Origin of the sequence: Actinotalea ferrariae, from assembly GCF_019733465.1 — a bacterium.
GTDB lineage: Bacteria > Actinomycetota > Actinomycetes > Actinomycetales > Cellulomonadaceae > Actinotalea > Actinotalea ferrariae_A.
Genome location: NZ_JACVQL010000059.1, coordinates 1 through 12,352 on the forward strand (window position 1 = coordinate 1; position 12,352 = coordinate 12,352).

A 12,352-nucleotide genomic window follows, 5' to 3' on the forward strand; every position below is an offset into this window, starting at 1 on the left:
TCACGGGCCGAGGCTACCGACCGCCGGGGCACGCGCGGCGCGCCACCCGTCACGGCACGCCGAGCGCCGCGGGGCGCGCCTGCGACCGGCCCACCCGCGGGTGCGCGGGCAGGCGTATACCCGTGACGCGGGACCGCCGGGCGGGCACGATGCTCGCCATGACCTCGCTGCCCGACGGCTACCGTCTCGTCGACCTGCCCCAGGACCGCCGCACCGACGTGCTCGTGCTCGACGCGTGGGCGTTCCCCACCTCGATGACCGACGAGCAGCTCGTCGGCCTCGACTCACCCCTGAGCTGGGACCGGACGCGGGGCGTCGAGGCCGACGACGGCGAGCTCGTCGCCCTGCACGCCTCGTACCCCTTCACGACGTTCCCCGTGCCCGGCGCGCGCACGCCCGTCTCGGGCCTCACCTGGGTCGGCGTCCACCCCGGCCACCGCCGCCGTGGACTGCTCCGTGCCATGATCACCGACCACTTCACGCGGAGCCTCGCGCGCGGCGAGGCCGTCTCGGCGCTGTTCGCGGCCGAGCCGGGCATCTACGGGCGCTTCGGGTACGGGCTCGCCGCGCAGGACCTGCGGCTCAAGATCCCCCGCGGTGCCGCGCTGCGCGACGTCGCCGGCGCGAGTGACGTCCGGATCCGCATCGAGCGCCTGGACCGCGAGCGCCACGACGACGTCGTCCACCGGCTCCACGGCGCGGTCGACCGCCCGGGCTGGGCGACGCGTGACACCCCGGAGCTGCGGCGCACGCGGCTCTCCGACCCCGAGGCGTTCCGCGGCGGCGCCGAGTCGCTGCGCATCGCCGTCGCCGAGCGCGACGGCGCACCCGTCGGGTACGCGATGTTCCGGCGCAAGGAGAGCTGGGACGTCCCGGGCCCGCGCGGCACGGTGAGCGTGCGCGAGGTCGTCGCTCCCGACGCAGCCGTCGCCCGCGCGCTGTGGGGCGTGCTCGTCGACCTCGACCTCATGGCCACGGCCGAGGCGTGGCTCCTCGCGCCCGACGACCCGATCACCCACCTGCTGGTGGACCTGCGCGCCGCCGAGCCACGCCTCGTCGACAACGTCTGGGTGCGCCTGCTCGACGTGCGCGCCGCGCTCGCGACGCGCCGCTACGCCGCCCCCGTCGACGTCGTGCTCGAGGTGACCGACGCGACCCTTCCGGCGAACGCCGGCCGGTGGCGCCTCACGGGTGACACGCGAGGCGCCGAGGTGACGTCGACGCGGGACGAGGCCGACCTGGTGCTCGACGTCCGCGAGCTCGGTGCCGCCTACCTCGGCGGTACCGGACTGGCGGGGCTCGCGAGCTCGGGGCTCGTCGCGGAGCGGCGTCCGGGCGCGCTCGCCCAGGCGGCGACGGCGTTCGGCTGGCCCCTCGCACCCGTGTGCAGCTGGGTGTTCTGACGGTGCCGCGGCCGCGCCCGTTCGCCCAGGTCGACGTCTTCTCCACCGAGGCCTACCGCGGCAACCCGGTCGCCGTCGTGCTCGACGGCGACGGGCTGGCCGACGAGGAGATGCAGCGGTTCGCGACGTGGACCAACCTGTCCGAGACGACCTTCGTCCTGCCCCCGACGACGACGGGTGCCGACTACCGGCTGCGGATCTTCACGCCGGGTGGCGAGCTGCCGTTCGCGGGGCACCCGACGCTGGGCTCGGCGCACGCGTGGCTCGGCGCCGGCGGCGTCCCCGCGGCCGACGGCGTCGTGGTCCAGGAGTGCGCCGCGGGGCTCGTGCCGCTGCGGCGCACGGACGCGGGGCTCGCCTTCCGGGCGCCCGACCTCGTCCGGACGGGACCGCTCGAGGCCGAGGTCCTGGGGACCGTCGTGCGCGCGCTGGGCCTCGAGGCGCAGGACGTGGTCGGTCACCAGTGGGTCGACAACGGACCCGGCTGGGCGGCCGTGCTGCTGCGCTCGGCGGAGCAGGTGCTCGCCCTGGACCTCGACGACACGGTCGCCGCCGGGCTCATGGTCGGGATCGCCGGACCGCACCCGGCGGGCTCGAGCCACGCGATCGAGGTGCGGGGCTTCTGCCCGGCGATCGGCGTGCACGAGGACCCGGTGACGGGCAGTCTCAACGCCGGGCTGGCGCACTGGCTGACGGGCACCGGGGCCCTGCCGCCGGCGTACACGGCGACGCAGGGCACCCGGCTGGGGCGCGCGGGGGTCGTCCACGTGGACGCGGTCGACGGCGCGCTCTGGGTGGGCGGCGCGAGCACGACGTGCGTCGAGGGAACCGCCCGCCTGTGACCGACGGGTCAGCGCCGCCGGGGCCGGTTCAGTGCCGGCGCCCGGTCACCGGGGCTGCTGCTCGTAGGCGGCCAGCTGGTCGATGCGGCGCTGGTGACGCGGGTCGCCGCTGAACGGCTCCGCGAGGAACGCCTCGACGATCGCCGTCGACTCGTCGACCGAGTGCTGGCGCGCACCCAGCGCCACGACGTTGGCGTCGTTGTGCGCGCGGCCGAGCTGCGCCGTCTCCGTGCTCCACGCGAGGGCCGCGCGCACGCCGCGCACCTTGTTGGCGGCGATCTGCTCGCCGTTGCCCGAGCCGCCGATGACGATGCCGAGGCTCCCCCGCTCGGCCACGACGGCCTCGCCCGCGGCGAAGCAGAAGGACGGGTAGTCGTCCTGGGCGTCGAACTCGTGGGCCCCGTGGTCGACGACGTCGTGCCCACCCGCGCGCAGGTGCTCGACGAGGTGCGCCTTGAGCTCGAACCCGGCGTGGTCGGCGGCGATGTGGATGCGCATGGCGTCATCCTGCCAGGGCTGCTCGCCTACCCTGGGCGGATGACGACCCTCCAGGACCCTGCCGGCCTGCGCAGCGGCATCGACCGCGCGGCCCTCGACCCCTCCGTGCGTCCCCAGGACGACCTCTACCGCCACGTCAACGGGCGCTGGATCGCCGAGCACGTGATCCCCGCCGACCGCGCGGCCGACGGGGCGTTCCGCCTGCTGCACGACGAGGCCGAGGAGCAGGTCCGGACGATCATCGAGGAGCTGGGCGCCCAGCAGGGCGCCGAGGTGAGCGGTGAGGCCTCTGCCGGCGCGCGCGTCGCGGACGGCACGGCGGCGACCGGCGGCCCGGCCGCGCAGGTGGGTGCGCTCTACGCGAGCTTCATGGACACCGAGACCGTCGAGCGGCTCGGCCTCGACCCCGTGCGCGACGAGCTCGCCGCGATCGACGCGGCGACCGACCGCACGGCCCTCACCACGCTCCTGGGCACGCTCCAGCGGACGGGCGGCGCGGGCGCGGTCGGCTTCTGGGTCGACAACGACGCGAAGGACCCCGAGCGCTACGTCGTCTACCTCATGCAGGGCGGCCTCGGGCTGCCCGACGAGGCGTACTACCGCGAGGAGCAGTACGCGCCGGTGCGTGAGAAGTACCGCACGCACGTCGCGCGGATGCTCGGCCTGTCGGGCCTCGACGACGACGCCGCCGCCGCCGGGGCCGAGCACGTGCTGGCCCTCGAGACCGAGCTCGCCGAGGCGCACTGGGACGTCGTCAAGGACCGCGACGCCGACCTCACCTACAACCCCATGACGCTCGCCGAGCTCGACGGGCGCGCGCCGGGCTTCGACTGGCGGGCGTGGGCGGCCGCGATGGAGGTCCCGCAGCAGGCGTTCGACCAGCTCGTCGTGCGCGAGCCCGACTTCGCGACGGGGTTCGCACGGACGTGGGCGCAGGCGCCCGTGGAGCGGTGGCAGGCCTGGCTCCGCTTCCACCTCGTGAGCGCGCGGGCGCCCTACCTCCACGACGCCCTCGTGCAGGCCAACTTCGACTTCTACGGGACCGTCCTCAGCGGGGCCACCGAGGTGCGCGAGCGCTGGAAGCGCGGCGTCTCGCTCGTGCAGGGCGCGCTGGGCGAGGCCGTGGGCCAGGTCTACGTCGAGCGGCACTTCCCGCCGACGCACAAGGCGAAGATGGTCGAGCTCGTCGACCACCTGGTCGCCGCCTACCGCGAGTCGATCTCGGGACTCGAGTGGATGGGTGAGGAGACGCGGGCCAAGGCGCTCGCCAAGCTCGAGGCGTTCACGCCGAAGATCGGGTACCCGGACCGCTGGAAGTCCTACGAGGGCCTCGAGGTGCGTGCGGACGACCTCGTGGGCAACGTGCGCCGGTCGCACGCCTACGAGCAGGACCGCGAGCTGCGCAAGATCGGCCGGCCCGTGGACCGCGACGAGTGGTTCATGACGCCGCAGACCGTCAACGCCTACTACAACCCGGGGATGAACGAGATCGTCTTCCCCGCGGCGATCCTGCGGCCACCCTTCTTCGACCCCGAGGCCGAGGACGCCGTGAACTTCGGCGGCATCGGCGCGGTCATCGGCCACGAGATCGGCCACGGCTTCGACGACCAGGGCAGCAAGTACGACGGCGCCGGCCGCCTCGAGGACTGGTGGACCGAGCAGGACCGCGCCGAGTTCGAGAAGCGCACGGGCGCGCTCGTCGCGCAGTACGCGGCGTTCAGCCCGCTGCAGCTCGCCGACGAGCACACGGTCAACGGCGGCCTGACCATCGGCGAGAACATCGGCGACCTCGGCGGCCTGTCGATCGCGCTCAAGGCGTACCGCATCGCGCTGGGCCGGCCGCTCGACGAGGCGCCGGTCGTCGACGGGCTCACGGGCGTGCAGCGCGTGCTGCTCGGCTGGGCACAGGTGTGGCAGGCGAAGATGCGCGACGAGGAGATGGTCCGCAGGCTCGCGACCGACCCGCACTCGCCCAACGAGTTCCGCTGCAACGGCGTCGTCCGCAACGTCGACGAGTTCTACGAGGCCTACGGCGTGGGGCCGGACGACGCGCTCTACCTGCCGCCCGAGGAGCGCGTGCGCATCTGGTGACCGTCAGAAGAGCTGCGTGCCGGCACGCGCCAGCGAGAACCCGGTGCCCGTGGGGTTGTGCCGGCAGAAGACGCCGTTCTGCGAGCTGAGGCACGTCATCTCGCCGATGGTCGAGCCGCCGCCGTAGTCGAGGACCGGGGTGCCCTCGGGTGCGGCGGCCGGCGGACCCTCCAGGCACAGGAAGCCGGCGTCCTGCCCGGCCGTGACCGTCAGGACGTTGCCGATGGTGCCGGCGCACCCTTCGGGGACCTCCGGGGGCGTGAAGCTGAACTCGAGGATGGTGCAGGTCGCCGACGTCTCGTCCATCTGGCACCAGATGTTGCCGCTCGGCAGCACGAACGCGGGCAGCGCCTCGGACTCGTCCGGCTCGGCCGGGGCGCTCGCCTCGGGCGTCGTCTCGGGCGCGGCGGACGTCTCGGGCGGGGCGGCGGTCGGGTCCGTACCCCCGCGGCCGCCGCTCGTCTGCGACATGACGAGCAGGATCACGAACGTCACGACGAGGATGACGTCGACCACGAGGAAGGTCGTCAGGCCCGGCCCGAGTCCCTGGCGGGCCACGCCCGCCGCGGGCGAACGGTCCGCCATCGTGCTCCCTGGGGGTCGTCGGTCTGTCGGTCGGTCACCGGTGGGCGGTCGGCCGGTCCGGCCGCACCGACACGGCAGCATGGCACGGCCGAACGGGTGAACGCGAGACGGCCCCGGCGCGCTCAGCCCTCGAGCAGGGCCATCGCCGCCGAGCGGCCCGGGATCCCGCTGACGCCGCCGCCCCGGCGCGCGCCGGCACCGCACAGCAGCACGCGCTCGTGCGTGGTCGCGACGCCCCAGCGCTCGGCGGCCGTGCGCGCCGCGGCGCCGTCCTCGAGCCAGGGCCACGCGAGGTCGCGGTGGAAGATGTGCCCGCCGGGCAGGCCGACGTCGGTCTCGAGGTCGACGGGCGACCGCGCCTCGAGGCACGGGCGGCCGTCGGCGTCGAGCGCGAGGCAGTCCTCAACGGGCTCCGCGAGCACGCCGTCGAGCGAGCGCAGCGTGGCCTCGAGCGCACGGGCGCGGGCCCCGTCCGGGTCCTCGCGGAACAGGCGCGCGGGCATGTGCAGGCCGAACAGCGTGAGCGTGTGATGACCCGTGCCGCGCAGCCCGGGGCCGAGGATCGTCGGGTCCGTGAGGGTGTGGCAGTAGATCTCGGACGGCGGCGTCGTGGGCAGCTCGCCGGCCTCCGCCTCCCGGTACGCCCGCTCGAGCTGCTCGTACCCCTCGTTGACGTGGAACGTCCCCGCGAAGGCGTCGGCCGGGTCGACGTCCGGGTCGCGGAGCCGGGGCAGCCGCGTGAGCAGCATGTTCACCTTGAGCTGGGCGCCCTCCGGCCCCGGCTCCGCGGGCGTGGCCCCGAGCAGGCCGTCGAGCACCGCGGGCGCGCACCCGGCGACGACGTGGGCGGCGGCCGTCCGGTGCTCCGTGCCGTCGTCGTCGGACCACACGACCTCGACGCCGTCGGCACCGGGGTGCAGGGCCGTCACGCGGCTGCGGACGGCCAGCTCGGCCCCCGCCGCGGACGCGGCCCCCACGAGCGCCTCGACCACCGCGCCCATGCCGCCCACGGGCACGTCCCAGTCCCCCGTGCCGCCGCCGATGACGTGGTAGAGGTAGCAGCGGTTCTGGATGAGCGACGCGCTGCGGGCGCTCGCGAAGGTGCCGATGAGCGCGTCGGTCAGGACGACGCCGCGCACGAGGTCGTCCGCGACCGCACGCTCGACGAGGTCCCCGAGCGGCGCCTCGACGAGGTCCGCCCACCACGGGCCGAGCAGCGCGCGTGCCTGGTCGGACGTGGGCAGGGGGCCGGTGACGGTCGGGAACAGGGCGCGCGCGAGCTCACCGGTGCGCGCCCCGAGCTCACGCCAGCCGGCGACGTCCCCCGCGGCGCCGATGCGCGCGAACGACGCCTCCGTGGCCGCGGCGTCGCCGGTGTCGACGAGGAGGCCGCGCGTCGGGTCCTGGGGCAGCGGGGTGTAGGAGGACACGCGGCGGCGACGGAGGCGCAGGTCGAGGCCCAGCTCGTCCCGCACCGCCCGCGGCATGAGCGAGACGAGGTAGGAGTACCGCGACAGCCGCGCGTCGACGCCCGGGAAGACCCGCGCCGACACGGTGGCGCCGCCGAGGTGGTCGGCCGCCTCGAGCACCAGGACCGACCTGCCCGCGCGGGCGAGGTAGGCGGCGGCGGTCAGCCCGTTGTGCCCTCCCCCCACGACGACGACGTCGTACCGCGCGGACCGGGCAGGTGCCGGCGCTCGTCCGGAGGCAGGTGCAGGAAGAGGTGCAGAGGTGGGCACGGGTCCGACCGTAGGACATGTGCGACCGTGGAAGGGCGAGGGGTGGGCCGCGCGCTCCAGGGGCAGCCCACCCCCCGCCCGCTCAGGGGCCGGCGGGCGTCAGCCGCGCCAGGTGTCCGTGAGGGTGAGCACCCCGCTCGCCGGGACGGTCGCGACGCGGTCCGCGCCGCTCTCCCAGACGACGGCGCCCGCGCCGTCCACCCGCACGTACTTGAACCGGACGGTCGCTCCCGCCGGGAGGGCGACCTGCGCGCGCCAGACCGGGTACGTCGCCGAGGAGAGCGCGACGCCGGCCGTCGGGTCCCACGAGCCGAGCGCGGGGTGGTCGCCCACCACGCGCAGGTTCTGGCCCCACACCGTGGTCGCCCGGACGCCGAAGGACACGGACGCCGTCGTGCCGTCCTCGCCGCCGTCGCCGGGCTCGTCTCCCCCGTCGTCGCCGCCCGTGCCCGGGCGCGCACCCACGTGGACGGCGAGCGCGTCGTTCGCCGGGACGCTCGCCGTGAAGGTCCCGTCCGGGCGGACGGTCACGGTCGCGCCCGAGCAGCCCGTCGCGGTCGGCTCGCCGTTGACGACGTCGCAGTACGTGCCCGCCGGGAGCGACGTGGCGAAGGTCCGGCTGAGCCCGCCGCCCTCCTGGTTGATGACGGCGTAGCCCTTGTCGCCGCGACCGAAGGCGATCTGGTCGTTCCCGTTGGACCACCACCGGGTCACGGCGGTGCCGTCGACGGCGTTGTGGAACCCGACCATGTTGCGGATCGGCCGCCAGTCGTGCTGGCAGCGCCAGCCGTTCGCGTAGCACGTCGCGTCCTGGACCGAGCCGTCGCCGTGCTGCGGGGCGCCGGCGTCCTTGTCGGTGAACGAGTACCCGGAGTGCACGGCGGGCGAGCCGTAGGGCCACGCGAGCATGAAGACGTTGGCGAGCGTGTAGGTCGAGCCGTACGTCTGGTTGAGGCTCTCGCCGTTGCGCTCGGTGTCGTGGTTGTCCACGAACACGCCCGCGCTCGCCGACGGGAGCATGCCCCACGACTGCCCGAAGTCCGAGAGGTATGCGAGCCGCTCGTTCGTGAAGACGCGCTTGAGGTTGCGCGCGTAGTCGAACTCGTGGACGTCGCCGATGGACGTGTATTCCGAGTCCTGGACCGGCTCGCCGGCGGCGCCGATGACCTCCTGCACGACGTACACGCTCGGGTCGCTCAGGCGGGAGCGGATCGCCGCGAGGTCGGTCGCCGGGATGTGCTTGGCGGCGTCGACCCGGAAGCCGCGGACGCCGAGCGAGATGAGGTCGTTCAGGTAGCCGGCGATGCGGCCTCGCACGTAGTCGGAGCCGGTGCGCAGGTCGGCGAGGTTGACGAGGTTGCAGTGCTGGACCTCCCAGCGGTCGCCGTAGCTGGCGATGTCGCGCCGGCAGTCGTTGAAGTCCTGGCCCTGGTAGATGCCCGGGTAGACGTAGTGCTGGAAGGACGAGCCGGCGAAGCCCGTGCCGCCCTCGCTCTTGCCGCTCATGTGGTTGATGACCACGTCGGCGATGACGTCCACGCCGGCGTCGCGGCAGGTCTGCACCATCGCGGCGAACTCGGCGCGGGTGCCGAGCTTCGACTCGATGCGGTACGAGACCGGCTGGTACGACGTCCACCACTGGCTGCCCCGGACGTGCTCCTGGGGCGGTGAGACCTGCACCCAGCCGTAGCCTGCGGGGCCGAGGACGTCGGTGCACTCCTGGGCGACGGACGTCCAGGTCCACTGGAAGAGGACCGCGGTGACGTCCTCGGAGCCGGCGGGCTCCGCGGCCGCCGGGGCGGTCGACGTCGGCAGGAGGGTGGCGAGGGTGAGGGCGAGCGCCGCGACGATCGCGGCGAGGGTACGGCGGGTCGTGCGGTGTCCGGCGGCGTGAGCCAACGGTGTCCCCATTCGTCTGGCCGGACCGAGGTCCGGACGGCCGGCCGGCACGGCTGTGTGTCGGCCTCGAGTGGAGCGCGCTGCAACGGACTGCAAGAAGTCCGCAACATCCCTGGAAGCTTGCAGACTAGACACGGCAGGCCCGCCGCGCAACGGCACGGCGGGCCCGACGGCGAGGGTGGGACGTCAGTCGAACACGGGCCCCTGCGTCCGCGTGCGCTTGAGCTCGTAGAAGCCCGGGACGCTCGTGACGAGCGCGAAGCCGTCCCACAGCCGGCCGGCGTCCTCGCCCTTGGGCGCCGGCGTCATGACGGGGCCGAAGAACGCCGTGCCGTTGATGGACACGACCGGGGTGCCGACCTCGTCGCCGACGAGGTCGATCGCCCGCTGGTGCGAGGCGCGCAGCTCGTCGTCGTACGCGTCGGTCTCGGCCGCCTCGATGAGTTCTGCCGGCAGGCCGACCTCGGCGAGCGCCTCGGCCACGACGGCCATCCGCTCGTCGCCGCGACCACCGGGGTGCAGGCGCGTGCCGATCGCGTCGTAGAGCGGCTTGACGACGTCCTCGCCGTGCGCCAGGCGCGCGGCGGTCACGACGCGGACCGGGCCCCACGCCTCGTCCATCGACCTGCGGTACTCGGGCGGCAGCTCGCGGCCGTCGTTGAGCACGGCGAGGCTCATGACGTTCCACCGCACCTCGACGTCGCGCACGCGCGTCACCTCGGTCATCCAGCGCGACGTCATCCAGGCCCAGGGGCACACGGGGTCGAACCAGAACTCGGCGGTGGCGCGCGGCGTCGAGCCGGCGCTCTGCTCGGGGCTCGTGGCCTGGTGCGGGACGGTGGTGGTCTCGGTCGTCATGCGTCTCCTCGACGTCGGTGCGGCGCTGGGCGCCGGCGGTGCAGAACCCGGGGTCACCGGTGCGCGGCGGTCCCCGTACCGGCCAACCGTGCCCACACACCCCCGCATTCCGCGACCTGGCCGGACGCGGTCGCGTGGCAGGATCACGGGAGCATCCCCGCCCGAACCCCAGGGCCCGCCCGCCCGGCCCACGACGGCCCGAGCCGAAGGAGCACGACCGTGCCCGCTGAGAACCTCACCCGCGCCGAGGCACGTGAGCGTGCCGCCGTCGTCCGGGTGCACTCCTACGACGTCGCCCTGGACCTCACGACCGGTCCCGAGACGTTCGGCTCGACCACGGTGGTGCGGTTCGCGGCGACGCCCGGTGCCTCGACGTTCGTCGACCTCATCGCGCCCGTCGTGCACGAGGTCGTGCTCAACGGCACGTCGCTCGACGTCGCCGAGGTGTGGCGCGACTCCCGGATCGCGCTCGCGGGCCTGCGGGAGGAGAACGAGCTGCGGGTCGTCGCCGACTGCGCCTACATGAACACGGGCGAGGGGCTGCACCGCTTCGTCGACCCCGTCGACGACGAGGTCTACCTGTACTCCCAGTTCGAGGTCGCGGACTCCCGCCGCGTGTACGCGGTCTTCGAGCAGCCCGACCTCAAGGCGGCGTTCTCGTTCGCCGTCACCGCGCCCGCGCACTGGACGGTCATCTCCAACGCGCCGACCCCGGAGCCGCTGCTCCTGACGGGCGACGACGAGGCGCCGTCGGTCGCGCGCTGGTCCTTCGAGCCGACGCCACGCATCTCGAGCTACATCACCGCGATCGTCGCGGGGCCGTACCACCGCGAGCAGGGCGAGCTGACCAGCAGCGACGGCCGGACCATCCCGCTCGGCGTCCTCTGCCGCGCGTCCCTCGCGCAGTACCTCGACACCGAGAACATCCTCGACGTCACGCGCGCGGGCTTCGCGTTCTACGAGCAGGCCTTCGGCATGGCCTACCCGTTCGCGAAGTACGACCAGATCTTCGTCCCCGAGTTCAACGCGGGCGCGATGGAGAACGCGGGCGCCGTCACGTTCCTCGAGAACTACGTCTTCCGCTCCAAGGTGCCCGAGGCGACGGTCGAGCGGCGGGCCGTGACGATCCTGCACGAGCTCGCGCACATGTGGTTCGGCGACCTCGTCACCATGCGCTGGTGGGACGACCTGTGGCTCAACGAGTCGTTCGCGGAGTACGCGTCGACCCTCGCCGCGGCCGAGGCGACGCGCTGGACGCAGGCGTGGACGACGTTCTCCTCGATGGAGAAGTCGTGGGCCTACCGGCAGGACCAGCTGCCCTCGACCCACCCGATCGTCGCGGACATCCGCGACCTCGAGGACGTCGAGGTGAACTTCGACGGCATCACCTACGCCAAGGGCGCGTCGGTGCTCAAGCAGCTCGTCGCCTGGGTCGGCCAGGAGCAGTTCCTCGCCGGTGTGCGGGCCTACTTCGCCAAGCACGCGTGGGGCAACACCGAGCTGCGAGACCTGCTCGCCGAGCTCGAGGTGACGAGCGGACGCGACCTCGCGCCGTGGTCTGCCCTCTGGCTGGAGCGCGCCGGCGTGACGCTCCTGCGCCCCCACGTCGAGGTGGACGCCGACGGCGTGATCACGTCGTTCGCCGTGCTGCAGGAGGTCCCGGCCGAGCACCCGGTGCAGCGTCCGCACCGCCTCGCGATCGGCGGTTACGACCTCGTCGAGCAGCCCGACGGCGGCGTCGCGCTCGAGCGCACGCTCCGCGTGGAGCTGGACGTCGACGGCGAGCGCACTGAGGTCCCCGAGCTCGTGGGCGAGGAGCGCCCCGCGCTGATCCTCGTGAACGACGACGACCTCGCCTACGCCAAGGTCCGGCTCGACGCCGCCTCGCTCGAGGTCGCCACGTCGCACCTGCACTCCTTCACCGACTCGCTGCCGCGCACGCTCGTGTGGAGCGCCGCATGGGACATGACGCGCGACGGCGAGCTGTCCGCGCGCGACTTCGCCGAGCTCGTGCTCGGCAACATCGCGCACGAGACCGACTCCTCCGTGGTGCTCGTGCTGCTGCGCCAGCTCACGACCTCGCTCGAGCTCTACGTCGCGCCCGAGCACCGGGAGGAGGTCGGCCGCGACGCGACCGACCGCCTGCTCGCCCTGGCACGTGCGGCGGCCCCGGGCAGCGACGCCCAGCTGCAGCTCATCAAGGCGTTCGCGGCGCGCGCCGCGACGGCCGAGCAGCTCGACGTCGTCGCCGGGCTCCTCGACGACAGCGCACCGCTCGAGGGACTGACCGTCGACACCGACCTGCGCTGGGAGCTGCTCACGAGCCTCGTCGCCGGCGGCCGCGCGGGCGAGCCGGAGATCGCCGACCAGCTCACGCAGGACGCGACGGCGACCGGCGAGCGCGCCGCGGCGGCGGCGCGGGCCGCCGTGCCGACGC

9 protein-coding genes are annotated in these 12,352 nt (G+C 74.1%); 4 read left to right on the plus strand and 5 right to left on the minus strand.

Annotated elements, in window-relative coordinates:
- Positions 1 to 158 precede the first annotated feature (158 nt).
- Entirely contained in the window at positions 159 to 1,403 is a 1,245-nt protein-coding gene (locus tag ICW40_RS05570) for a GNAT family N-acetyltransferase (RefSeq protein ID WP_221652845.1), read from the plus strand.
- 2 nt (positions 1,404 to 1,405) lie between these two features.
- Entirely contained in the window at positions 1,406 to 2,245 is an 840-nt protein-coding gene (locus ICW40_RS05575) for a PhzF family phenazine biosynthesis protein (protein ID WP_221652846.1), read from the plus strand.
- 45 nt (positions 2,246 to 2,290) lie between these two features.
- On the opposite strand, the gene ICW40_RS05580 is transcribed toward ICW40_RS05575, so the two are convergent.
- On the minus strand, positions 2,291 to 2,743 hold the full coding sequence (locus tag ICW40_RS05580; RefSeq protein WP_221652847.1) for a ribose-5-phosphate isomerase: 453 nt from the start codon (positions 2,741 to 2,743) through the stop codon (positions 2,291 to 2,293).
- A 39-nt stretch (positions 2,744 to 2,782) separates the two neighbouring features.
- Between ICW40_RS05580 and ICW40_RS05585 the strand changes: the two genes are divergently transcribed.
- Positions 2,783 to 4,834, plus strand: coding sequence for a M13 family metallopeptidase (locus tag ICW40_RS05585; RefSeq protein WP_221652848.1), 2,052 nt, complete (start codon positions 2,783 to 2,785; stop codon positions 4,832 to 4,834).
- Between the two features lie 3 nt (positions 4,835 to 4,837).
- Here ICW40_RS05585 and ICW40_RS05590 read toward each other — a convergent pair whose 3' ends face one another.
- From ICW40_RS05590 to ICW40_RS05605, 4 genes are all read right to left on the minus strand, one after another.
- Positions 4,838 to 5,419 (minus strand): hypothetical protein, encoded by a 582-nt coding sequence (locus ICW40_RS05590; RefSeq protein WP_221652849.1) that lies wholly within the window; start codon positions 5,417 to 5,419, stop codon positions 4,838 to 4,840.
- Positions 5,420 to 5,541: 122 nt separating this feature from the next.
- The gene (locus tag ICW40_RS05595; RefSeq protein WP_221652850.1) at positions 5,542 to 7,158 is read right to left on the minus strand and encodes a phytoene desaturase family protein; all 1,617 of its coding nucleotides are present in this window, start codon (positions 7,156 to 7,158) and stop codon (positions 5,542 to 5,544) included.
- 99 nt (positions 7,159 to 7,257) lie between these two features.
- Entirely contained in the window at positions 7,258 to 9,057 is a 1,800-nt protein-coding gene (locus tag ICW40_RS05600) for a carbohydrate-binding module family 20 domain-containing protein (RefSeq protein ID WP_260458833.1), read from the minus strand.
- A 186-nt stretch (positions 9,058 to 9,243) separates the two neighbouring features.
- Positions 9,244 to 9,915, minus strand: coding sequence for a mycothiol-dependent nitroreductase Rv2466c family protein (locus ICW40_RS05605; protein ID WP_221652852.1), 672 nt, complete (start codon positions 9,913 to 9,915; stop codon positions 9,244 to 9,246).
- A gap of 219 nt (positions 9,916 to 10,134) precedes the next feature.
- On the opposite strand from ICW40_RS05605, the gene pepN reads away from it, so the two are divergent.
- A partial coding sequence (gene pepN, locus ICW40_RS05610) for an aminopeptidase N (protein ID WP_221652853.1) occupies positions 10,135 to 12,352 on the plus strand: 2,218 nt, incomplete at its 3' end.